The 23,022-nt window shown below is 32.0% G+C and carries 22 protein-coding genes; 2 read left to right on the top strand and 20 right to left on the bottom strand.

Annotated elements, in window-relative coordinates:
- Nucleotides 1–8: 8 nt before the first annotated feature.
- The 9 genes from rnc to HMPREF2578_RS03645 all read right to left on the bottom strand — a co-directional run bounded on the left by rnc (nt 9) and on the right by HMPREF2578_RS03645 (nt 9,197).
- Nucleotides 9–740 carry a ribonuclease III gene (rnc, locus tag HMPREF2578_RS03685; RefSeq protein WP_002448736.1) on the bottom strand — a complete coding sequence of 244 codons (732 nt, stop codon included), beginning with the start codon at nt 738–740 and terminating at the stop codon, nt 9–11.
- A gap of 81 nt (nt 741–821) precedes the next feature.
- Nucleotides 822–1,055: an acyl carrier protein gene (locus HMPREF2578_RS03680; RefSeq protein WP_001830184.1), complete on the bottom strand. Its 234-nt coding sequence runs from the start codon at nt 1,053–1,055 to the stop codon at nt 822–824.
- A 126-nt stretch (nt 1,056–1,181) separates the two neighbouring features.
- Complete coding sequence (gene fabG / locus HMPREF2578_RS03675; protein WP_017174582.1) at nt 1,182–1,916, bottom strand: 3-oxoacyl-[acyl-carrier-protein] reductase; 735 nt, start codon at nt 1,914–1,916, stop codon at nt 1,182–1,184.
- Entirely contained in the window at nt 1,909–2,835 is a 927-nt protein-coding gene (gene fabD, locus HMPREF2578_RS03670) for an ACP S-malonyltransferase (protein ID WP_017174581.1), read from the bottom strand. Before fabD ends, fabG begins: the two co-directional genes overlap by 8 nt.
- The gene (gene plsX, locus HMPREF2578_RS03665; RefSeq protein WP_017174580.1) at nt 2,828–3,814 is read right to left on the bottom strand and encodes a phosphate acyltransferase PlsX; all 987 of its coding nucleotides are present in this window, start codon (nt 3,812–3,814) and stop codon (nt 2,828–2,830) included. Before plsX ends, fabD begins: the two co-directional genes overlap by 8 nt.
- Entirely contained in the window at nt 3,807–4,376 is a 570-nt protein-coding gene (gene fapR / locus HMPREF2578_RS03660) for a transcription factor FapR (RefSeq protein WP_017174579.1), read from the bottom strand. The genes plsX and fapR overlap by 8 nt, the downstream gene beginning before the upstream one ends.
- 138 nt (nt 4,377–4,514) lie before the next feature.
- Nucleotides 4,515–6,566, bottom strand: a complete 2,052-nt coding sequence (gene recG, locus HMPREF2578_RS03655) for an ATP-dependent DNA helicase RecG (RefSeq protein WP_017174578.1) — start codon at nt 6,564–6,566, stop codon at nt 4,515–4,517.
- 583 nt (nt 6,567–7,149) lie between these two features.
- Complete coding sequence (fakA, locus tag HMPREF2578_RS03650) at nt 7,150–8,808, bottom strand: fatty acid kinase catalytic subunit FakA (RefSeq protein WP_017174577.1); 1,659 nt, start codon at nt 8,806–8,808, stop codon at nt 7,150–7,152.
- A gap of 14 nt (nt 8,809–8,822) precedes the next feature.
- Nucleotides 8,823–9,197, bottom strand: coding sequence for an Asp23/Gls24 family envelope stress response protein (locus HMPREF2578_RS03645; protein WP_002448841.1), 375 nt, complete (start codon nt 9,195–9,197; stop codon nt 8,823–8,825).
- 269 nt (nt 9,198–9,466) lie between these two features.
- Here HMPREF2578_RS03645 and rpmB point away from each other — a divergent pair, with 269 nt between their 5' ends.
- The gene (gene rpmB / locus HMPREF2578_RS03640; RefSeq protein ID WP_002448748.1) at nt 9,467–9,655 is read left to right on the top strand and encodes a 50S ribosomal protein L28; all 189 of its coding nucleotides are present in this window, start codon (nt 9,467–9,469) and stop codon (nt 9,653–9,655) included.
- A 51-nt stretch (nt 9,656–9,706) separates the two neighbouring features.
- On the opposite strand, the gene HMPREF2578_RS03635 is transcribed toward rpmB, so the two are convergent.
- From HMPREF2578_RS03635 to HMPREF2578_RS03595, 9 genes are all read right to left on the bottom strand, one after another.
- Nucleotides 9,707–10,348, bottom strand: coding sequence for a thiamine diphosphokinase (locus HMPREF2578_RS03635; protein WP_017174576.1), 642 nt, complete (start codon nt 10,346–10,348; stop codon nt 9,707–9,709).
- Between the two features lie 4 nt (nt 10,349–10,352).
- Nucleotides 10,353–10,997, bottom strand: a complete 645-nt coding sequence (gene rpe / locus HMPREF2578_RS03630; protein WP_017174575.1) for a ribulose-phosphate 3-epimerase — start codon at nt 10,995–10,997, stop codon at nt 10,353–10,355.
- Nucleotides 10,997–11,872 carry a ribosome small subunit-dependent GTPase A gene (gene rsgA / locus HMPREF2578_RS03625; protein WP_017174574.1) on the bottom strand — a complete coding sequence of 292 codons (876 nt, stop codon included), beginning with the start codon at nt 11,870–11,872 and terminating at the stop codon, nt 10,997–10,999. Before rsgA ends, rpe begins: the two co-directional genes overlap by 1 nt.
- 298 nt (nt 11,873–12,170) lie before the next feature.
- Nucleotides 12,171–14,195: a Stk1 family PASTA domain-containing Ser/Thr kinase gene (gene pknB / locus HMPREF2578_RS03620; RefSeq protein WP_048762376.1), complete on the bottom strand. Its 2,025-nt coding sequence runs from the start codon at nt 14,193–14,195 to the stop codon at nt 12,171–12,173.
- Nucleotides 14,192–14,935 carry a Stp1/IreP family PP2C-type Ser/Thr phosphatase gene (locus tag HMPREF2578_RS03615; RefSeq protein ID WP_019835576.1) on the bottom strand — a complete coding sequence of 248 codons (744 nt, stop codon included), beginning with the start codon at nt 14,933–14,935 and terminating at the stop codon, nt 14,192–14,194. Before HMPREF2578_RS03615 ends, pknB begins: the two co-directional genes overlap by 4 nt.
- A gap of 5 nt (nt 14,936–14,940) precedes the next feature.
- Nucleotides 14,941–16,035 (bottom strand): dual-specificity RNA methyltransferase RlmN, encoded by a 1,095-nt coding sequence (gene rlmN / locus HMPREF2578_RS03610; protein ID WP_017174571.1) that lies wholly within the window; start codon nt 16,033–16,035, stop codon nt 14,941–14,943.
- 1 nt (nt 16,036) lies between these two features.
- Nucleotides 16,037–17,344 (bottom strand): 16S rRNA (cytosine(967)-C(5))-methyltransferase RsmB, encoded by a 1,308-nt coding sequence (gene rsmB / locus HMPREF2578_RS03605; protein ID WP_017174570.1) that lies wholly within the window; start codon nt 17,342–17,344, stop codon nt 16,037–16,039.
- Nucleotides 17,341–18,273: a methionyl-tRNA formyltransferase gene (gene fmt, locus HMPREF2578_RS03600; RefSeq protein ID WP_025987215.1), complete on the bottom strand. Its 933-nt coding sequence runs from the start codon at nt 18,271–18,273 to the stop codon at nt 17,341–17,343. Before fmt ends, rsmB begins: the two co-directional genes overlap by 4 nt.
- On the bottom strand, nt 18,266–18,754 hold the full coding sequence (locus HMPREF2578_RS03595) for a peptide deformylase (protein ID WP_017174568.1): 489 nt from the start codon (nt 18,752–18,754) through the stop codon (nt 18,266–18,268). Before HMPREF2578_RS03595 ends, fmt begins: the two co-directional genes overlap by 8 nt.
- Nucleotides 18,755–18,930: 176 nt before the next feature.
- On the opposite strand from HMPREF2578_RS03595, the gene HMPREF2578_RS03590 reads away from it, so the two are divergent.
- Nucleotides 18,931–19,134 carry a TM2 domain-containing protein gene (locus tag HMPREF2578_RS03590; RefSeq protein WP_002448731.1) on the top strand — a complete coding sequence of 68 codons (204 nt, stop codon included), beginning with the start codon at nt 18,931–18,933 and terminating at the stop codon, nt 19,132–19,134.
- A 59-nt stretch (nt 19,135–19,193) separates the two neighbouring features.
- Here the strand turns inward: HMPREF2578_RS03590 and priA are convergent, their stop codons facing one another.
- Nucleotides 19,194–21,602, bottom strand: a complete 2,409-nt coding sequence (gene priA / locus HMPREF2578_RS03585; RefSeq protein ID WP_017174567.1) for a primosomal protein N' — start codon at nt 21,600–21,602, stop codon at nt 19,194–19,196.
- Nucleotides 21,602–22,810, bottom strand: coding sequence for a bifunctional phosphopantothenoylcysteine decarboxylase/phosphopantothenate--cysteine ligase CoaBC (coaBC, locus tag HMPREF2578_RS03580; RefSeq protein WP_017174566.1), 1,209 nt, complete (start codon nt 22,808–22,810; stop codon nt 21,602–21,604). The genes priA and coaBC overlap by 1 nt, the downstream gene beginning before the upstream one ends.
- Between the last annotated feature and the right edge of the window lie 212 nt (nt 22,811–23,022).

Here is a 23,022-nt window from a genome sequence, read left to right as displayed (position 1 = left end):
GTTCATTATTATTTGTTCTCATCTCTTAACTTATGATAAGCACTTTCAGCTGCTTTTTGTTCAGATTCTTTTTTTGTTCTGCCTTGTCCTTTTGCGATTGCTTTATTTTCTAAAATCACTTCAGATGTAAATAAACGATGGTGTGCTGGACCTTCTTCTTTAATCAAATGATACGTCACATCCCCTTTACTTTGACTATGAATATATTCTTGGAATTGTGTTTTAAAATCGACCACGCCAATTAATTCATTATGTTCTACATATGGAAAAATGACTTTTTGAGCAAACTTCCAGACTACTTCTAAGCCTTGGTCTAAGTATAAAGCCCCAATAAACGCTTCAAAAGCATCTGATACTAATGAAGGTCTTGTTCTACCACCTGTTTTTTCTTCACCTTTTCCAAGTAAAATGAGTTGATTTAATTCAATTTTATTTGCAAATATTACAAGTGAGGGTTCACATACGATTGTCGCTCTCATTTTAGTTAAATTTCCTTCTGGTAAATTAGGATATTTGTCAAAAAGGTAACGTGAAACCGTCAATTCTAATACCGCATCTCCTAAAAATTCTAAACGCTCGTTATGAGCTAATCGATCCATATTAAAATCATTAATAAAGCTAGAGTGCGAAAACGCTTGTTGGTACACATCTAAATGAGTATAACTAAGACCAAGCATTTTCATTTTTTTATCAAATTGATATTGAAAGTCTTTAATCATTTCTGATTGTTTCGGGTGCATGATTGATAAACCTCCGTTCATGTTATTGATGTCCTATGAAAAAAATCTGAGCCATCATGACGACGACTCAGATGTAAGTTTTTATTTTTCAAGACTATTGATGTATTTAACTGCATCACCAACAGTGTTGATTTTTTCAGCTTCTTCATCAGGAATTTCAGTACCAAATTCGTCTTCTAATTCCATCACTAATTCAGCGATATCAAGTGAGTCAGCGCCTAAATCATCTTTGAAAGATGCATCTTCTGTTACTTTATCAGCGTCTACACCTAAACGGTCAACGATGATATCTTTTACTTTATCGAAGTTTTCCACGTCGATTCACCTCCTTTAAAAGTGTCTATCCATAGACTATTATATTTTCCCATTTTAAGGGCTAAAACACAAGTATTTATTAAAAGGATAATGACTATTTATCCTTTTAAATACATGACGTATATATTACATATACATGCCACCATTAACTGATAACGTTTGACCTGTAATATATTTTGCACGATCAGATGCTAAAAATGACACTGCATAGGCAATATCTTTATCTTCTCCAAAACGTGATAATGGAATTTGCTCCAACATTTGTGATTTAAGATCTTCATTTAATGCATTTGTCATATCTGAGACGATAAACCCAGGCGCAACTGCATTAACAGTAATACCACGTGAAGCAAGTTCACGTGCACTTGATTTTGTCAGTCCTTCAATACCTGCTTTTGTCGCAACATAATTAGCTTGTCCAGGATTACCCATAGCCGCTACAATACTAGATAAATTAATAATAGCACCGCTACGTTGACGTAACATTTGTGGCGTAGCTTTTTGAATACAATTAAATGTCCCTTTTAAGTTAGTATTAATAACGTCATCCCATTCTTGCTCTTTCATTCGCATTAATAAATTGTCTTTTGTAATACCTGCGTTGTTTACAAGAACATCTAAAGAGCCAAATTGATTTACAACTTCTTTAATCATAACTTTGACTTGATCACCTTCAGCAACATTTGCTTGTATTGCAAAACTTTCTACGCCTTTTTCTTTAATTTCTTTAACCACTGCTTCTGCTTTTTCTTTATTACCCGCGTAATTAACTGCTACATTGAATCCATCTTCTGCTAATTGCAATGCAATACTACGTCCAATTCCTCTAGAAGCACCAGTTACTAATGCACTTTTAGTCATTTTCATTCCATCCTTTCACATCTTCTAATGTTTGAATCGATGTAATTTTAACATCTCGATTAATTTTTTTAATTAAACCAGATAATACTTTACCAGGTCCAATTTCAATAAAATGATCCACACCTTGGTCTATTAACCATTCTGTCGATTTAATAAATTGTACTGGTGAATAGAGTTGTTTCACCATATTTTGTTTAATCGTTTCTGCTTTTGTTTCTCCATGAGCATTGTAATTTTGAACGATAGGAAATTGAGCATCATTCCAAGTGAATTGATCAATAAATGAAGCGAAATTCTCTTCAATTACTTGCATCATTGAAGAGTGGAAAGGACCTGATACTGCTAAAGGAATCACACGCTTCGCACCTAAAGATTTTCCTTCTTTAGTTAATTTATCAATCAGCGCTTTATGCCCAGATACAACGATTTGACCTGGTGCATTAATATTGGCAGGTTCAATTAATTGATCTCCAAATGAAATTTCTTTACAAATTTCATTTACCTCTTCATAACTTAGCCCTAAAACAGCAGCCATACTTCCTACACCATTTGGAAAAGCTTGAGTCATTAATTCGCCACGCTTACGCACAATTTTCACTGCATCTTCAAATTTTAGTACACCAGCAGCCACTAAACTTGAATATTCACCTAGACTATGCCCCATTGTATAGTCAGCATCTATATGGTTTAGTGCTTTTAGTAATGCAATACTATGTGTTAACAATGCAGGTTGAGTATTCTCAGTTTCTCCTAATTTTTCCTCTTTATCTGTAAACATCGTTTCTAATAAATCAAAATCAACCGTTGTTTGCGCTAATTCTAAAATAGAAGTCGCATCTTTATTAACTTGATATAAATCTTTAGCCATTCCGACTTTTTGTGCACCTTGTCCAGGAAAAACAATTGCAGTTTTACTCATTGTCACTACCTACCGTTTCTCTCATAATTTTTACTATTTGTTCATCACCAGCAATTTTAGCTTGTCGAATTGCAGAATAGAATGCACGTGCATTTGAACTGCCATGTGCTTTTACTACAGTACCATCTAACCCTAAAAGAACAGATCCACCATATTCTGCATAATCTAATTTTTTCGCAAACTTACTGATATCTTTTTTCAATATCGCCGCAGCAAGCTTATTTTTTAAATTAGCTAATAGTGTACCTTTTAACATTTTTCCAATTGATTTAGCAGTACCTTCGATGTTTTTTAGTACCATATTTCCAGTATAACCATCAGTGACAACTACATCTGTGTCACCCTCCATCAATGTTTTAGCCTCAATATTTCCATTAAATCGAATAGTCGCTTCATCTTTTAATAATTGATATGTTTTTTTAGTCAAAGCATTTCCTTTTGCTGGTTCAGTTCCGATATTCAACAATGATATTTTAGGTTGTTGAATACCTCTAATTTTTTGAGCATAAATATTACCTAGCTGTGCATATTGCAATAAGTGTTCAGGTTTTGCATCTGCATTGGCTCCAACATCTAAAAAGACAAATCCTTTACCATCGATAGTAGGTAATGTGACAACAAGTGCTGGTCTAGCTACGCCTTTAATACGTCCGACGATAAATAGCCCTGCTGACATTAAAGCACCTGTATTACCAGCAGATACACAGCCATCTGCCTCACCAGATTTAACCGCTTCTGCCATGCGTACCATTGAACTGTCTTTTTTTCTTTTAATGGCACGTACAGGCTCATCTTCCATCTCAATTTTTTCTGAACAATGTCTAAACTCTATACGCTCATGATTTAATGTATATTGTTTTTCATCACCAAATAAAATAATTTCTAAATCTTTAAAATCATTGATTGCTTTTTCTACAGCTTCTAATACGATTCCTGGTGCATTGTCGCCACCCATCATATCTACAGCAATTTTAACCATGGTTTTCATCCTCACTTATATAAAACATTTTAAATATGCCTGTAAAAACGCGTGTATCTTTTACAAAAGATTCCACTTTTATATCATAATGTCGATTTGTTCTATTGATTACGGTTGCTTCTGCTCTAACATTATCATGCAACTTTACTTTTTCAATAAATTTCAAATTACTTTCTTGAGTTAACACAGTAGAGTTATGTATTAGGGCTACACATAATGAATTAGCTTGAGCAAATAAAATATGCCCCCGTGCAATACGTGTTTTTTGAAACACATACTCTTCTGTAATTTCTATAATAGATTGGGCAGAATAATTAGGTTTAACTTGAATAAGATCCCCAATCACTTCATTAGCTTCCAATCCTTTGATATATTCATAATTTTGTTTAGCTACAGATTTAATACGTTTACGTAATTCAGGAATATTAAGTTGTGTGCGATCCAGACGGATAGTTTGAATACTTACGTTGAATAATTCACACAATTCACTATCCGTAATAAAGGGGTTTTCATTAATCGCCTTCTTAATCTCATGACGACGTTCTGTTTTTTTTAATTTCATACTTTCCTCCCCTTTAAATATTTTAGTACCAAGTCTTAATCATTCCTCACATATCATAACACTTTCTATTTATTATCCTCAACAAATATTACATGTTCATATAATAAATAATTTGAATTAAATATCAGTTTACTGATGTTAATCAAAACTTATGTTAAGTAAATGGTCGTTGATAAATGCTCTTAAACGTTCATATTTCTCAGTAAAGAACTCCCCGGATTGAATGAGTTCTGCAGCCTCATCACGAGCTACTTCTAGCATACGATAATCTTCTACTATATTAGCAACCATAAAATCTGGTAACCCGCTTTGTTTAACTCCAAAGAAATCACCAGGGCCTCTCATTTCTAAGTCACGTTCACTTAATTCAAATCCATCTGTAGTTTGTGTCATAATGGTCATTCTTTCTATGCCAGTTTCTGTTTTAGGTGATGCAATTAATACACAATAACTTTGATGTTCACTACGTCCAACACGACCTCTAAGTTGATGTAATGTAGATAATCCAAAGCGATCAGCATCATAAATCATCATGAATGTAGCATTAGGAACATTAACGCCTACTTCAACTACGGTTGTCGACACTAAGATATCAATATCATGATGACTAAAACGTGCCATTACATCATCTTTTTCGTCTGCTGACATTTTCCCATGTAATAAACCTACATGTGTTTTACCATAAAATTCTTGTAGTGACTCAAAAAGTTCAACAACATTTTGTACATCTTCTAGATGTTCAGAACTTTCAATTAGTGGACAAATCACATAGGCTTGGCGTCCTTTTTTTAGTTCGCTTGTCATTTGAGCTAACACTTGGTCATACTGTTCATGTTTCGCCCAATGTGTAATAATTGGCTTTCGACCTTTAGGTAGTTGTTTAATTGAGGACACATCCATTTCTCCAAATACTGAAATGGCTAACGTTCTCGGTATAGGCGTCGCAGTCATAAACAATACGTTGGTCATAGCACCTTTTTCTCTTAGTAATTGACGTTGATTCACACCAAAACGATGCTGTTCATCAGTAATCACTAACCCTACATTTTTAAATTGTACATCATCTTGAATCAATGCATGTGTACCAATTAAACAATCGATCGTTCCATTCTCTAATTGTTCTAGCAATACACGTCTTTTTTTTCCTTTTACCGATCCAGTTATTAAAGCCACATTCATATGGTCACCGAAAAGTTCTGTTAAACTGTTTGCATGTTGTTCAGCCAAAATTTCTGTAGGTACCATCAGTGCAGATTGATATCCAGCAGTTTTGAGTGCATACATACAAATTGCTGCTACAACTGTTTTCCCTGACCCAACATCACCTTGTAATAAACGATGCATGCGTATTGGCGCTTTCAAATCTCTAAATATTTCATTAACGCTCGATTTCTGTGCATCTGTTAATTCAAAAGGTAACGACTGGATAAATGACTTTACTTTATTAATATCATAATTAATTTCAATGGCTTCATCTGAAGCTTTTTCTACGCGATTTAACCATTGCATACGTAGTTCAAACATAAATAATTCAGTAAAAGCATATGTACGTCTCGCACGCATAAGCGCTTGTTTATCTTTAGGTAGATGCAACGTTTTAATAGTATAATCTAGTAATTCCAATTTGTACTTTTGTCTTAATTCCTCTGTAATCCATTCATGTATAGTGACATCATTAAGAGATTGATGAATCATATCACGCATCTGTTTTTGTTTAATACCTTCTTTAAGTCGATATACCGGTTCTAATCTCACTTCTTCAGTAGAGGTATGAGTGTCATTAAAAAAAATACGATTGCCATTAATTTCTTGTTTAGCACGATTCCATTTACCTTTTATTGTTACTATTTGATTTAACTCAATTTTCTTTTTTAAATACGGTTGATTAAAAAATACACATTTAACTGCGATATTATCAATCATTAAATGGACAGTTAATTTTGATTTATTCCGGCCAAAAAAGGCTACCGTGGGTACAGAATAAATTTCTCCTGCTACTGTCACAGTAGATTGATCTTCAGCTAAGTTTAAATCTACGACAGTATTATCTTCATAACGTGTTGGTAAATATAACACTAAATCTTCTATTGTGTGAATGTTTAATTCATGTAGTAAAGCAATTCTCTTTGGTCCAAGTCCTTTTATAGATTGAAGCGGATATGGACTTTCAATTAAACTAACTTTCGACATTATTTCTCACCTAATATTTTTAATCTTATTTATATTTTATCACGTTTATTATAAATATTTAGTGATACCATCTTACTATAGCTCACTCGACAAATGAATATCACTCGCTTCATTTAAACGTATAAACGTACAACATTCACTTTTAACACTAATATCAATTATCATACTTAACCAATAAAAAGAGATCCTACAATGTTTCAATCTATTTTAATTGATTTTGCATTAGCTCTTCATCTTATTTAAATTTTAGAAGTACGAAATATTTTATATTTCATCAAGGTCCAAATCAAGAACGATTTATACATATATTCCCAGTTATTATTACTGCTGAATTATATGATATTTTTAATCACTCTTTGAGTATTAGATATCTTCTTAATTGTTATATCTTCCTCTATTTTACAGTTCATTACTGATAGCATATCTTTCTATTTTACTATATATTGATTGGTCATTATGTCTTGAAAAATCTATTAAATTAAGCTCTCCATTGTCATATTTTTCAATAATTTTCTTAAATATAAAATGGGGAGTGACAACGACAATTATTTCATCGTTATCACTCCCACTATTAAATCTCACTTTATTCTACAGCAAATAAATATGGATAAATTGGTTGATCACCTTTATGGATTTCTATTTCAACATCTGGATATTCATTTTCTATCCATTCTTCTAATTGAGTTGTCATATCAGATTGTGCATCTTCACCAGTTATCACTGTTAATATTTCACTTTCTTCATTTAACAATGTACTTAATAAGCCAGTAATAGTTTTAAATTCATCTGCATTACTAGTCACAATTTTACTTTCAGCTAATCCCATAAATTCATCTTTTTTAATATCTACACCATCAATCTTAGTATCTCTGACAGCAAATGTAATTGATCCAGATTTAACTGTTTCTAACGCTGTATTCATATGAGACGCATTTTCTTCTAACGTAGATGCAACATCATATTGGAAAAGTGCTGCAATACCTTGAGGAATAGATGTAGTTGGAATGACTACTGTGTCAGCTTTAACAAGTTGTGCTGCTTGATCACTAGACATTCTAATATTTTTGTTATTTGGTAAGATAATTGCACGCTGGCATTCAGACTGTTCAATCACCTTAACAATATCCTCTGTAGAAGGATTCATTGTTTGCCCACCACTAATAATGTGTGTCGCACCCATTGAAGTGAACAACTCAGAGATACCTTCACCCATTGAAATGGCAATTACTGCTGTTTCAACTGTTTTAGGTTGTTGCGAAGCTGTTGCTTGTTGATGACTTTGTTCTTTTCTAATTACTTCACGATGTTGTTCACGCATATTTTCTACTTTTAATTTAATAAGTTCACCATATTGTTGTCCATAATTGAACACTTCACCTGGTGTTTCTGTATGTACATGGACTTTAACTATTTCATCATCATTAATAACTAATAATGAATCACCAAATTCGCTCATATCATTTCTGAATGTTTGTTCATTAAATTCTTTTTTATCTTTTCCAAAGCGTACCATCATTTCAGTACAATAACCGTACTTAATATCTTCTGTATTAATAACCCCATGAAAATCATGTTCTTCATGAACCAAATCTTCTGTGTCTAATTTTTGTTTGTTAGCTTCAACTTTTTCGCCTTTTAGTCCTTTTAAAAAGCCTTCGTAGACACATAATAAACCTTTACCGCCACTATCCACTACGCCTACTTCTTTTAAAACTGCTAATAAATTTGGCGTATTATTTAAAGATTGCTCAGCTTTTTCGATTGTATATTCCATTACTTCGATGCAGTCATCTGTTTCTTCTGCTTTAGTCATAGCTGCACTTGCTGCATCTTTGGCAACAGTCAAAATAGTTCCCTCAACTGGTTTCATGACTGCTTTATAAGCTGTATCTACACCTGCTTGAAAACTACTAGCAAATTGTTGAGCATTAATCTCCTTTTCATCTTCAATATTTTTGCAAAATCCTCTAAATAATTGAGATAAAATAACACCAGAGTTACCACGTGCTCCCATTAAAAGTCCTTTAGAAAAAGTTTTACCTAATTCACCAATACTTTGAGATAAATTATTTTCAACTTCTTCGCGACCTGAGGTAATTGTTAAATTCATATTTGTTCCTGTATCACCATCAGGTACCGGGTATACATTAAGGGAATCAACTAAATCTGCATTATTAGATAAATTGTGTGCCCCTTGTATAATCATATCGGCAAATAATTTACCATTAATTTTGCTAATCATCGTGCTTTGTCCTCCTATACCTTCTTGCCCTTGTTATTAAGTCTTACACCTTGTACAAAAATATTAATAGAATTCACTTTAATATTAAGTGAACTTTCGAGTGTATATTTTACTGATGATTGTACATTGTTAGCTACTTCAGAAATTTTGACACCATAACTTACAATGATGTACATATCTATATCAATCACACCATTATCTTCTTTAACAACAATGCCTTTAGCATAATTCTCATGTCCTAATATTTCAGCAATACCGTCTCTTACTTGTTGTCTAGATGCCATGCCAACAATGCCATAACTTTCTACAGCTTTACTTCCTACAACAGAAGCAATGACCTCATTTGAGATATCAATTTTGCCATAGTCATTTAAGATTTCTAATGTCATCTTCATTATCCTCCTGAATTATGGTTAAAATCATATTTAATAAATGATGTATACATATATGATAAAGATAACTATTTTATAAATAAGCCAATCTACATAAAAATATATTATAATAACTCCACAATAGTTAATTATACCATAGATTTACATTTTCAAAACAATTAACATAAATTACATATGATTTTATTGCTTTAAATATTGATATATGGTATCTTATTTAAGTATATAAGTAGTTAAGTGTATTTATATTTATTAAAGGAGGTACTTTGATGGGTAAACAATGTTACGTAACAGGTCGTAAAGCTACGACTGGTAATAATCGTTCACACGCTTTAAATGCGAACAAACGCAGATTTAACGCTAACCTTCAAAAAGTTAGAATTTTAGTTGACGGTAAACCTAAAAAAGTTTGGGTTTCTGCTCGTGCTTTAAAATCTGGTAAAGTTACTAGAGTTTAATAAATATAATGCACTAAAAATGCCTTCATATGTGGTGAAGGCATTTTTTTATTACTCTAAATCTCTACTTCTCATTTGCAGTACTTGACCTTTTTCAACTTCGATAATTGCCATTGATCGATTGACTTCATTAGAAATTGTCAGTGTAGAGCCTATTTCTAAGTGCTGATGATTTAAATTATATTTAAACCCAGATAAAGATAATATCACTTCTCCATTTACTGGAATAAATGAAACATATTGATATTTATCAGATTTATGAAGTTGATGTGTTCCGGTATTAAGTAGCATGATTTCATTTTGCTTATCTATTACTTTAATTATAATTTCTTTTTTTATATAGTCTGACTTGAAAAGAATTTGTAATGTTCCCATAAAATGATCTAATCTTCCACCCGTTGCTCCGTAGATATCTATTTCTGTATATCCCTTTTGAATAGCTTGTTCTACGCCTAATGCTAAATCAGTGTCATCTTTTTCAGCTTTAACTGGATGAATATTTAATGTTTTTTTTAAAATTTCTCTTTCTTCATCATTGACGGAGTCAAAATCGCCCACTGAAAAAACAGGTACAATACTGTGTTCAGAAAGAATTAAAGTCCCACGATCTATTCCACCCCAAGGTTCAGTTGATAATTTTGAAAAAATATGAGGTGGTAAATGACGATCTCCACATAGTAAATTAATTTTCATTATCTCAACCTCTCAATATTTTAGTCACTGTTTTATAATCATCATGGTTAAAAAAGTATGAACCTGTAACAAAAAGGTTAGCCCCATGTTTTGCACAAATATCTATCGTTTTATCATTTATACCGCCATCGACTTCAATATTAAAATTTAAATTAAAAGATGACTTCAAATCATTTAATAACTTAATTTTTGAAGCACACATGTCGATAAATGTTTGTCCACCGAAACCAGGATTAACCGTCATTACTAAAACATAATCCACCATGGAAAGAACAGGTACGACCCTATCTACAGGGGTGCCAGGATTAATTACTACACCTGCTTTTTTATCTAGACTTTTGATAAGTTGAATAGCACGATGAATATGAGGGGTTGATTCAATATGGACTGAAATCATGTCTGCACCATGTTTTGCAAATGTCTCAATATAGTTTTCAGGATTCTCAATCATGAGGTGTACATCAATTGGTAATTGTGTAGTTGATCTTACTGCATCTAATATGGGTAATCCAATTGATATATTAGGTACAAATTGACCATCCATAACATCAAAATGTAGACCGTCAACGCCCGCTTCTTCTAATAATTGTATTTCATGTTTTAAATTCAAAAAATCGACTGATAATAAAGAAGGAAAAATGTGTCTCATTAATATCTAACCTTTCTATTCGAAATTTCATTAACTAATTGTAAATAGTGTTCATAACGAAATTGTGCTAAATTATTGTTTTCTAATTGATGTTTAACATTGCATTTAGGTTCTTTAATATGATTACAATTTCTAAATTTACAATCATTTCCAAAAGTATTAATTTCTTTAAAGTAATACTTTACATCATCTTTTTCAATATGATCAAAATCAAGTGCACTAAAACCAGGTGTATCTGCTATAAAACCATTTTCTCTTTCAAATAGCTCTACATGTCTTGTCGTATGTTTGCCTCGATTAAGTGATTTAGAGATATCATTGGTTTCAAGATTTAGTTCTGGTTTAAACGTATTTATAAATGTTGATTTTCCAACACCAGATTGTCCACTTAGCACAATTAGACCATTGGGCCAAGTATTCACAATATCAACTTTATCAGTTTTTTTACCTACAAATTGAACAGAATATCCTATTTCCTTATATGTATTTAGTATTGTTTCGATATGATTGATTTGCGTTTCACTAGCAATATCTTTTTTAGTGACTAATATACTAGGAGATAAGTTGTAAGAATGTGCAATCACTAAAAATCTGTCTAACAATTGTGTTGAAAATTTAGGTTCAACCGCACTCATTACAATAATCAGACCATCAATATTACTTACTGGAGGACGCTTTAATGCATTGTGGCGTTCATGCACGTGGTGAATATAACCTTCATCTTCATTTTGAATGTCAAAGTCAACGATATCTCCTACTACAGGAGAAAATTTTTTCTTTCTAAAAAGACCACGAGGTTTAGTATTATATTTTTTTCCACCTACATCTACTTGATATACTCCACTAATTAGTTTAACAATACGTCCTGTTTCCAAATTAACACCTCAAATTAAGTATTTATGTTTACGTTATTATAGCAAACATAGAATTAATAATATATATATTCTATACCCTCATCATAAAGATAAGGATAGAAAGACATTGAAATCACTTAAAAAATTAACTTTACATAATAAAATTATAGTTGTTAAAAAGACAATTTCTATATTATTTCAATAGAAATTGTCTTTTAAAATTAACATCATTTATATGATAAAATACACGTTAATGTATAAACAGTAAACGATGAATAACTTATCATTACTATCTTACTCTTATTCTGATATTTGAAATTTATTCGTAGTCAATATCTTTATCTGCAATAACATTGTCATCTACTTCAATCGTATATCCAGCAGAATCACCTTGTTCAATTTTTAATGGAATAGTAATGATTTTATCCTTGTGAATATTGTATGTTTGACTTACCTGTGTACCACTATTATTTTTATCTCTAATATAAATCTTTACCTTTTGGCTTTCTCCATCATTTCCAGTATACGGAATATGATAAGTTTCCGTATAATTTTTTACGCTTGTCGTATGATTATCTTTCTTATCATCAGAAGAATCCGAGTCCTCTTTTGAATCTTTTTTTTTATCTTTCCCCTTAGAAACCATAAGTTCTACTGTACTTCCTTCATTTACTTCAGTCTGTTTTGGAGATTGTGAAATAATGATATCCTTATCTTTAGTATCACTATTAGTCGTCTTAACTTGTACTTTTAGACCCCTCGACTCTAATTCTTTTTTAGCATTTTGATAGTTTTTATTTTCATAGTCTTTGACGTAAACTTTTTTTACACCTAACGATTCAGTCAGTACAATATGATGATCGTTAATTTTCACCGATTCATTAGGGTTAATATTTTGCTTGAAAATATATCCTTTTGGCATTTGACTATTATATTCTTGATTAATTGTCACATGATTTAATTTATGATCTTTAAGTTTTTTTATAGCATCTTCTTTTTTAATCCCTATCACATTAGGCATATTTATCTTTTCTGGACCTTTTGATAATACAACATCTACTTTTTCTTGTTGGTTAACACGTTCTCCTGCTTTAGGATTGGAGTTAATAATTTTATTTTCGGGATAGTCATCATTATATTCTCTAGATATATGTCCTATTTCTAAATGCGAAGCTTTTAATACTTTTTCTGCTTCTTTTTCAGTTTTACCCGTTAAATCAGGCATTTCTGCATATTTATCACCAAGCATGCCCCAAGCGATAAACCCAATCAAGCTTAATAATAAAAGCGCTAGAATAAAAATAATAGCGACCTTTTTCTTTTTAGAACGTTTTTTACGTTGAGGTGTGTACACATTATTTTCACTTGCTTGAAATTTATGATGATTGATAATAGGAATTTGCATCGTTTGCGCTATATCTTTTTTATGATTTTCTTCATCAAGTTTGTTTTTTATTTCTTTTTTATCAATGGGTACTGTTTGGGTGGTATCACTTATACGCGTATGCTTTTCTTCATTTAATCTGCTTGTAACAAGCACACTACTCAAATCATTATACATTTCTTCTATCGTTTGATAACGATCTTTAGGGTTTTTTTCAGTCGCCTTAAGTACCACATTACTTAAAGATTGTGGAATATTTGGATGTTTTTCAGTAATATTAGGAACTGTTTCTTGAATATGTTTAATAGCAATACTTACAGCTGTCTCTCCCCTAAAAGGAGGTTCACCAACTAACATTTCATACAACACTATACCAATTGAATAGATATCGGTTGTTTCATTCGTTTTATCTCCTTTAGCTTGTTCAGGAGATAAATATTGAACCGTTCCAAGCACATGATTTGTTTGAGTCATTGATGTCTCACTTAACGCTTTTGCGATGCCGAAATCAAAAATTTTTAAAATTTTATCTTTATTAATTAGTACATTTTGAGGTTTAATATCTCTATGTATAATACGTTGCTCATGTGCTTGTTTTACTCCATTTAAAATTTGCTTAATAAAATCAATAGCTGTTTCTATATTCAATGGACCATGGCTATGTATATACTCAGATAGTGTCGGTCCATCAATATATTCCATAATAAGATAGAAATTATCATCATCTTCTTCAACATCATATACTTCCACAATATTTTCATGAACAATTTGTGTAGCACTATTTACCTCTCTGTAGAAACGTTTCATAGTTTCATCTTTTTCGTTTTGTGAAATAGAAATTGCTTTAATAGCTACTTTACGTTCAAGTATAGTGTCTTCAGCAAGATAAACAATACTCATTCCTCCGCCACCAAGTTTATCTAAGAGTTGATAGCGATCATTAATTAGCTTGCCATTCATACATTATTACCCTCAATTTCAGCTAATAGTACACTCACATTATCTTTAGATTGATGATCTAAGGCAGCTTGTATTAGTGCTTCTCCAAGTTCATTTAATGATGTAGACTGATTCATTAACGTTTCTATTTCATGATTTCTTACATAATCTGACAGTCCATCAGAATTAAGTAATAAATAATTATAGTAACTGATGCGCTTTGTAAAAATATCAGGACTTACTCGGCGATCAGTACCCATTACTTTAGTGATTATATTACGTTGAGGATGATTAAACGCTTCTTCTTCAGTAATTTGTCCGGTCATAAGCAAATGATTAACAAATGAATGATCATATGTAATCTGTTCAATTTCTCTTGAATTAATCACGTATGCTCTAGAATCACCAATATTTGCTACTACAATTTTATTATCAAATATGAGGGCACATACACACGTTGTGCCCATACCACGATATTCTTCATTCGTTGTAGCATATTCAAATAATTCGAGATTAATATCTTTTAATGTTTTACTTAACCATGATTCAGCTTGGTCTAATTCAATAAAGTTTTCTATTTCAAAATAGTCTCGTAATTGATTAGTAACAAATTGACTTGCAACTTCACCTGCTTTATGACCACCCATTCCATCACACAACACTAACAATTGTTGATGTGTTTGGTTATAAAATATACCTCCCGCGTCTTCGTTCTTTTCTCGATGTTGTCCAGTATCTGTGAAAAACTGTGCGTTAAGCATGATGATTACCTCGTTTCTACTTGTCGTTCCTTAGCTCTTAATTGTCCACATGCTGCATCTATATCTGAGCCTTGTTCTCTTCTAATTGTTGCATTGATGCCTAAACGTTTCAATTCTTTTTCAAATTTAAAAATATCATCTTTTGGTGTTTTAACATAATTACGTTCAGGAACATGATTGACTGGTATAAGATTTACATGACAGTTTAAATCTTTAATTAAATGTGCTAAATCTCTTGCATGTTCAAGTTGATCATTTACGCCTCCAAATAATCCATATTCAAATGTAATTCGACGATTCGTTTTTTCTTGATAATATTTGATTGCTTCCATTAATTTTTCAACATTATACGCTCTATTAATTGGCATTAATTTTGAACGAATTTCATCTTTAGCAGCATGTAAACTTACTGCAAAATTAATTTGAATTTGTTCATCAGCAAAGTCATAAATACGTGGGATAATTCCTGACGTTGATACTGTAATATGTCGCGCCCCAATGTTTAAACTATTATCATCATTGACTATTTTTAAAAAGTCCATCATTTCATCATAATTTTCGAAGGGTTCACCAATTCCCATAATAACAATTTGTGATACACGTTCATTAGTAGCATCAAGTGCTTTTTGAACTGTGAGTACTTGAGATACAATCTCGCCAGCCTCTAAGTTACGCTTTAAACCACCTAAAGTTGAAGCACAAAATGTACAACCAATTCGACAGCCAACTTGAGTCGTTACACATACAGAATTACCGTAATCGTGTCTCATTAATACCGTTTCAATGGTATAACCATCTTGTAATTCGAATAAAAACTTAATTGTTCCATCTTTACTTTCTTGTTTAACTACGGTAGTTAACGTTGTCATAACAAAGTTATCTTTTAACAATTGTCTTAAGTCTTTAGATAAATTAGTCATCTCATCAATAGTGTCTACACGCTTTTGATATAACCATTCAAAAATTTGTTTAGCTCTAAATTTTTGTTGTCCGTGCTCAATTAACCAATTTTGCATTTCATCATATCTTAACGAATATATTGATTGTTTTTCAAAATTTGGTAAGAATTTATTTTTTTTCTTTTTTTCAGCAGTTATCATCTTAACTTTCCTTTCTTTTTATTTTAGTAATGAAAAAGCCATCTGAATTAAAGTCTTGTGGCAAAATTTGTAGTGTTTTTACTTTTTCACCAGTAACAGGATGCGTCATCAATTCAAATTCAAAATCTTTATTTTCTTTTAAAAATGTATAAATTACATTTTCATTTTCCATTTGTTCAATTGTGCAAGTTGAATAAATAAGTGAACCGCCTGGTTTCAAGTTATGTTTAACATTATCTAATATACTTAATTGAATTTCTACAAGATCATTAATACTATCCTTAGATTGTACATATTTAATTTCAGGCTTATGTCTTAATACACCTAATCCACTACAAGGTGCATCTACTAAAATTTTGTCATATAGTTCTGAATATGGTTGTGTTGCATCATGGTCGAAAGTGGATACATTCTTTAATTTTAACTTTTTGATATTTTCTTTAATTAAACCAATTTTATGCTTATGAATATCTGTAGCATCTACATGGCCTGTGGATGCTAGTAATTCTGCCATATGACAAGCCTTACCGCCAGGAGCACTGCATGCATCTAATATGGTATCGCCTTTTTGAACATCCATTAAATACCCTACTAACATTGAACTTTTATCTTGGATGGAAATAAGTCCATCTTTAAAAGCTCGAGATTCAATCACTGGTTTACCTGTAAGGTGTAAACAATATGGAATGAGTTGATCAATATCCACATGATAACCTTCTTGTAAAAGCTCCTTACTTATTGTTTCAACATCCGTACGACTTGTATTCACTCTTACTGTACTTGCAGATTGTACTAGAAATGATTTTGCAATCTTATGTGTCGTTTCTATTCCGTAATGTGTAATCCAATGCTCAATAATCCATCTTGGTATACTATACTCAATCGTCATACGTTGCTTTTCATTCTTAATTGTTTCCAATGTCGGTAAGTCACTTTTAAATATGTGACGAAGTATAGCATTAACGATGTTCCCATTGTGCTGGCCACCACGACGTTTAGCAATATTAACTGCTTCATTTATAATTGCATGATTAGGTATTTTATCTAGGAAGACATATTGATATAAACTCATCCATAATAATTGACGTACCCAACCTTTAATTCTAGTCTTAACAAAGGGTTTTAAATAAAAATCTAAAGTCATTTTACGCTTTATTGTTCCATAAACTAATTCTGTAAACAATGCTTTATCGACAGTTGCAATATTATATTGGTTAATGACTTCGTTAATTTTTAAATTGCTATAAGCATTATCGTTTAAAATATCTTGAATGGTATGAAATGCAAGGTCTCTTACTGATTGTGTCATACTAATTTAGTCCCCACTAATGAATCTTGTACACCACTTAAATATTGAGCAGCAAGCATTCGTTTTTTCCCAGATAATTGAATATCTGTTAATGCAATAGCATCCAAAGAGCCAGTTCCTACAATAATTGCAGTCTTAGTGATTTCTATAATTTCACCTGGTTCTCCGTTTTTTCCTTTTTCAATATGAGCTTGATATAGTTTTAAATTTTTATCATTCATAGTTGTATAAGCCACTGGCCATGGTGATAATCCACGAATATGATTGTGTATCTCTTTAGCGCTTTTAGTCCAATCGATACGTTCGTCTTCTCTGCTAATATTAGACGCAAACGTTGCTTTTGAATCATCTTGTGGAATACTTTCATTTGAACCATCTATAATAGAAGGTAATGTTTCTTTTAATAAATCTGCACCTAAAAAGCTTAATTTATCGTGCATTGATCCTACATTATCATCATCTTCAATGTCGATGGCCTTTTGAGAAATAATATTACCTGCATCTAACTTTTTCACCATATACATGATTGTAATACCCGTTTGTGCTTCACCATCTATAATGGCTTGGTGAATAGGTGCTCCACCACGATATTTTGGCAATAATGAGGCATGTACATTTACAGCACCTAACTTAGGAAGATTTAATAGACTGTCAGGTAATAATTGTCCAAATGCTGCCGTTACAATTAAATCAGGATTTAAATCCATAAGTTCATTTAACTCATTAGAATCTTTTAACTTTTCAGGTTGATATACTGGAATATGGTATGTTTCTGCCACTTTCTTTACAGGAGGAGGGGTTAATACACGCTTACGTCCTACTGGTCTATCTGGCTGAGTAACTACTGCGATGACTTCATGTTCAGCGATTAACATCTCTAGTACTTTTGTTGAAAAATCTGGTGTTCCCATAAAAATTATCTTACTCATTGTCAAAATATGCCTCCACTTCTTTTTCAGTCAATATTTTTGTAGCACGTTCGGTAAATGGAATACCATCTAATTGATCAATGATGTGCAGTATCATTCTAGCCACATCATCATAAGCAGTTAATTCAATCTCGTGACCTTCTAAATCATTTGCTTCTACAGTTATCATTTTACTACGTTCTACCTCCCCAAATACATTAGGAAGATTAACCGAACCTTCTAAATCAATGATTTTCTCATTAGATTCTGTTTTGATTTTAGGATTGATTAATTGCAAGAGTCCTTCCGCTTCCATGTCAATTATAGCAACACGTTGACTTACACCAATTTGTGGCGCTGATAAAGCTGATGCTTCTTCAGAATATAAAGTGTCTTCAATATCTAATAATAAACGTTTTAAATTTTCATCAAAAGTTGTTATCTTTTTTGCTTTTTTAGATAAAACAGGATGAGTCGATGGAACTAATTTCTTTATTGCCACTTAGAACGCCTCCCGAAAAAAATTCATCATATTATTATAACGTAATTCAATTTAAAATGCGACCTTAGTCTTATCTTCACTCTTCTCAGATAACTTTAATTGCTTTTAATTTTTTTCATATCTAAAATAATTATGAAGACAATTAATATATTAAATAGACTAAGGAGGTATAAAGAATGGAAGTCAATAAAGTGATTTACATTATCCTAGCTGTCTTTTTAGGTGGCTTTGGCGTACACAAATTTTATGCTGGTAAAATGATGTCTGGTCTTCTTCATTTATTATTCTGTTGGACAGGAATTCCTCATATTATTGCAATCATCAGTGCGATTCTGACATTACTAAGACCAGCAGATGAAAATGGAAACGTAACAATGTAACATGTAAATACAAAAAGAGTTACACCACGCAGTTAAACGCAAACGGTGCAACTCTTTTTTTACATTAATATTTGAGGATTGATATCAATCCTTAACGATAATTTATCTTTAATATATGCTTCATGATAATAATCATCTAAGTACTGTAATGCATGAATTAATTCTGGCTCACTCTTGTATTTAACCAATATTTGAAAACGATGTTCGTTATTAATTCTAGCAATTGCCGCTGGAGAAGGTCCAAGTACGAGTGCTCTTTCAGAAAGATGTTGCAGTAAAATTTGATGTACATGTTTAGCAGCTTCCATTACTTTTTTCATATTTTTATGCGCAATAGTAAAATTAATTAAATAATAATAAGGTGGATATTTACCTAATTTTCTAAATTGCATTTCTTTATGATAAAACGTTAAATAATCATTTTTTTGAACATCTTCTATTGCATAATGAGTTGGATTATATGTTTGAATAATCACTTTACCGGGTTTTTCATGACGACCAGCACGACCTGAAACTTGTGTAAGTAACTGATACGTTCTTTCACTCGCTCTAAAGTCGGGCAAATTTAACATTGTGTCGGCATTAAGCACACCAACTAATGTTATATTTGGATAATCTAAACCTTTTGCAATCATTTGTGTGCCTAATAAAATATCGCCTTTTCCCTTTTCAAAATCAGTCAATAGCTTTTCATGTGCACCTTTTCTTGACGTCGTATCTACATCCATACGAATAATACGTGCCTCTTCAAATTCTTGTTGTAAAATTTCTTCTACCCTTTGTGTACCTGTACCAACCTGTCTGATATGTGGGCTTTCACAATTAGGACACAAGTTAGGAGGCAAGTCTTGATAGCCGCAATAGTGGCATTTTAGTTGGTCTGTCGTCTTATGATAAGTTAACGAAATATCGCAATGTGGACATTGTGGAACATATCCACAATCTCGACATAACATAAACGAAGCATAACCCCGTCGATTTAAAAATAAAACGATTTGTTCATTTTTATTCAGTCTATCTTGAATCGCTTGTCTTAATTCTTCTGAGAACATGGAACGATTACCTGAACTTAGTTCTGCTCTCATATCAATGATATCTATTGAAGGTAAAGCTTGTTGATTAACTCTTTCAGGTAAAGTAAGTAATTGATATACATTTTTTTCTGCCCGTGCATAAGATTCAAGACTTGGTGTCGCACTTCCTAATACTAATGGACATTGATGAAATTGACTTCTCCATTCTGCTATGTCTCTAGCATGATAACGTGGATAATCTTCTTGCTTATATGTTGATTCATGTTCTTCATCAATAATAATAATGCCTAAGTTTTTAAATGGTGCAAAGATACTTGATCTCGCACCTACGCTTACACGTGCTCTTCCATCTCTAATTTTTTGCCATTCATCATATCGTTCACCATTTGACAAACCTGAATGTAAGACAGCTACATCATCACCAAAACGTCGCTTAAAGCGTAAAACCATTTGTGGTGTCAGCGCAATTTCTGGAACAAGCATCATAGCTTGTTTATCTTTTTTTAATACTTCTTCAATGGCTTGCAAGTAGACTTCAGTTTTACCTGAACCTGTGACGCCGTGTAATAAAAATGTACGTTGTGCGTTGTGATCTATTTTTTCTTTAATTTGTTGAAATGCGTTATTTTGATCAGGGGTTAACATTCGTTTTTCTTCTTTTTCAAAGATACGATTTGCAAAAGGATCTCGTTCAATTTCAGCATCATATTTTTCAAGGAAACCTTTTTTGACGAGACCCTCTATACTTGATTTAGAAAATCCCATTTCTTCAAGTTCTTTTAAAAATACATTTCTATGATGTTCTTCTAAAAGATAAGCATACACATCATATTGTTTTAATTTCTTTTCTAGTAAAGCTAATATATCATCTGGATTGTATCCTTCAACAACTCGTACTGCACGCTGTGTTTTTCTTTTTGTATGTTGAGATAATATGGTTTCTTCTTCTATTAAATGTTGTTCAAGTAAACGATTTAATATATTTAAATGATTATTTTTTTGCGCATCTTTATACTTATAATATCCGTTGTTATCAAAGTATTTTAATATATCTTCTTCAATATCATTGTGACGGACTATTTTAAATACTTTAGTGTATTTTGCTTTAATCGCGCTTGGAAGCATTGCCTCTAACACAGAAATGCGTTTTGAAATATGATAATGACTCAACCATTCACTTAATTGGATAAGTTCAGGTGTTAATTCTGGTCGAATATCTCTAATTTCTTTAATTGGTTTCAATTTATCTATATTGACATCTTCACTTGGTTGTTGTTGTATATCCATAACATATCCTTGAATAGTACGTGGACCAAACGGTACAACAACTCTTACACCCACTTTTATAAAATCTTTTAAATGGTCAGGTACGAGATAATCGAATTTAAAATCAACACTCTTAGAAGGAATATCTACAATGACCTTCGCAATCATTATTGCCACCTAGTTTCCAGTTCATCTAAAATTTGTTGTGCAAGTTGCACTTTCTTTCCTTTTTTTATATTAATACGTTGTCCATCTTTAAAATGCATAGTGAGTTCATTATCATCAGATTGAAATCCAATGGTCTGATCTCCTACATTATTCGAAATAATGACATCCGCATTTTTACGTTTTAATTTATCTTGTGCATAAGCATTAATATTTTGGGTTTCAGCTGCAAATCCGACCAAGTATTGATGTGTTTTATGTTCACCTAAATATTTCAAAATGTCCTTTGTTCGCTTAAAAGTGACAGAAAGATTGCCATCTTGTTTTTTCATTTTATGATTCAATACATCAGCCGGCGTATAATCTGAGACGGCTGCTGCTTTAACAACAATATCTTGTTCTTCATATCGACTTGTAACTGCATTAAACATTTCTTCTGCACTTTCTACATGAATGACTTCTACATTCTCTGGATTATCAAGTTGCGTTGGTCCTGCCACAAGCGTCACCTTTGCACCTCTTTTAGCTAAAGCTTCTGCAATTGCATATCCCATTTTTCCAGAGGAACGATTAGATACAAACCTTACTGGATCAATTACTTCAATTGTAGGACCAGCAGTAACTAAAGCATGTTTCCCTTCAAAAGAAGTATAAGATATGTGTGATAGTTCATTCTTATCTTTAAAATAATCATTTATGATTTTGACAATTTGAAGAGGTTCCTCCATACGTCCCTTTGCAATGTACCCACATGCTAAAAAACCATCTCCAGGTTCAATAAAATGATATTCATCGTCTTTTAATACAGAAATATTATGTTGCGTACGTTTATTTTCATACATATGAACATTCATAGCTGGAGCAATAAATTTAGGGGTTTCTGTAGCAAGTAGCGTTGATGTGACGATATCATCAGCAATACCTACACTTAATTTGGCAATAGTATTAGCGGTAGCAGGTGCAACAACGATACAGTCTGCCCAATCACCTAATGCTATATGTTGAATGTCTTCAGGATTTTCTTCAATAAATGTATTGGTATATACAGGGTTTCTACTAATGGCTTGAAAGGCTAAAGGTGTAACAAATTCTTGTGCATGATCAGTGAGCATTACTCTTACATCATAATTCGCTTGCGTAAGTTTACTAGTTAAATCAATTGCTTTATAAGCAGCAATGCCTCCTGTAACAGCTAATAGAATGTTCTTCATGATTCGACTCCTTTAGTTATATTTATAGTCTTCACTTTTAAATTTATTATACACAACTAAGATGAAAAACTAAAAACACGGGAGTAGAACAGATTTTTAATTCACTGTTCTACTCCCGCAAGATTAACTGATTCTAAAAACGCTTATATAAGTACATTTTCAATTGAATCAGAGATTGCAAAAATGTTTAAAAGTCTGAAATACATGGTAAC

This window comes from Staphylococcus sp. HMSC072H03, assembly GCF_001809305.1.
GTDB lineage: Bacteria > Bacillota > Bacilli > Staphylococcales > Staphylococcaceae > Staphylococcus > Staphylococcus hominis.
Note: the sequence above shows the minus strand (reverse complement) of the source record. Positions and strands in the feature narration are given on the sequence as shown.

Excerpts from the sequence above, each read along its gene's own strand:
- rnc (WP_002448736.1), bottom strand. The coding sequence starts at position 740 with ATGCACCCGAAACAATCAGAAATGATTAAAGACTTTCAATATCAATTT.
- fabG (WP_017174582.1), bottom strand. The coding sequence starts at position 1,916 with ATGACTAAAAGTGCATTAGTAACTGGTGCTTCTAGAGGAATTGGACGT.
- fabD (WP_017174581.1), bottom strand. The coding sequence starts at position 2,835 with ATGAGTAAAACTGCAATTGTTTTTCCTGGACAAGGTGCACAAAAAGTC.
- plsX (WP_017174580.1), bottom strand. The coding sequence starts at position 3,814 with ATGGTTAAAATTGCTGTAGATATGATGGGTGGCGACAATGCACCAGGA.
- fapR (WP_017174579.1), bottom strand. The coding sequence starts at position 4,376 with ATGAAATTAAAAAAAACAGAACGTCGTCATGAGATTAAGAAGGCGATT.
- recG (WP_017174578.1), bottom strand. The coding sequence starts at position 6,566 with ATGTCGAAAGTTAGTTTAATTGAAAGTCCATATCCGCTTCAATCTATA.
- fakA (WP_017174577.1), bottom strand. The coding sequence starts at position 8,808 with ATGATTAGCAAAATTAATGGTAAATTATTTGCCGATATGATTATACAA.
- HMPREF2578_RS03645 (WP_002448841.1), bottom strand. The coding sequence starts at position 9,197 with ATGACATTAGAAATCTTAAATGACTATGGCAAAATTGATATCTCAAAT.
- rpmB (WP_002448748.1), top strand. The coding sequence starts at position 9,467 with ATGGGTAAACAATGTTACGTAACAGGTCGTAAAGCTACGACTGGTAAT.
- HMPREF2578_RS03635 (WP_017174576.1), bottom strand. The coding sequence starts at position 10,348 with ATGAAAATTAATTTACTATGTGGAGATCGTCATTTACCACCTCATATT.
- rpe (WP_017174575.1), bottom strand. The coding sequence starts at position 10,997 with ATGAGACACATTTTTCCTTCTTTATTATCAGTCGATTTTTTGAATTTA.
- pknB (WP_048762376.1), bottom strand. The coding sequence starts at position 14,195 with ATGAATGGCAAGCTAATTAATGATCGCTATCAACTCTTAGATAAACTT.
- HMPREF2578_RS03615 (WP_019835576.1), bottom strand. The coding sequence starts at position 14,935 with ATGCTTAACGCACAGTTTTTCACAGATACTGGACAACATCGAGAAAAG.
- rlmN (WP_017174571.1), bottom strand. The coding sequence starts at position 16,035 with ATGATAACTGCTGAAAAAAAGAAAAAAAATAAATTCTTACCAAATTTT.
- rsmB (WP_017174570.1), bottom strand. The coding sequence starts at position 17,344 with ATGACACAATCAGTAAGAGACCTTGCATTTCATACCATTCAAGATATT.
- fmt (WP_025987215.1), bottom strand. The coding sequence starts at position 18,273 with ATGAGTAAGATAATTTTTATGGGAACACCAGATTTTTCAACAAAAGTA.
- HMPREF2578_RS03590 (WP_002448731.1), top strand. The coding sequence starts at position 18,931 with ATGGAAGTCAATAAAGTGATTTACATTATCCTAGCTGTCTTTTTAGGT.
- priA (WP_017174567.1), bottom strand. The coding sequence starts at position 21,602 with ATGATTGCGAAGGTCATTGTAGATATTCCTTCTAAGAGTGTTGATTTT.
- coaBC (WP_017174566.1), bottom strand. The coding sequence starts at position 22,810 with ATGAAGAACATTCTATTAGCTGTTACAGGAGGCATTGCTGCTTATAAA.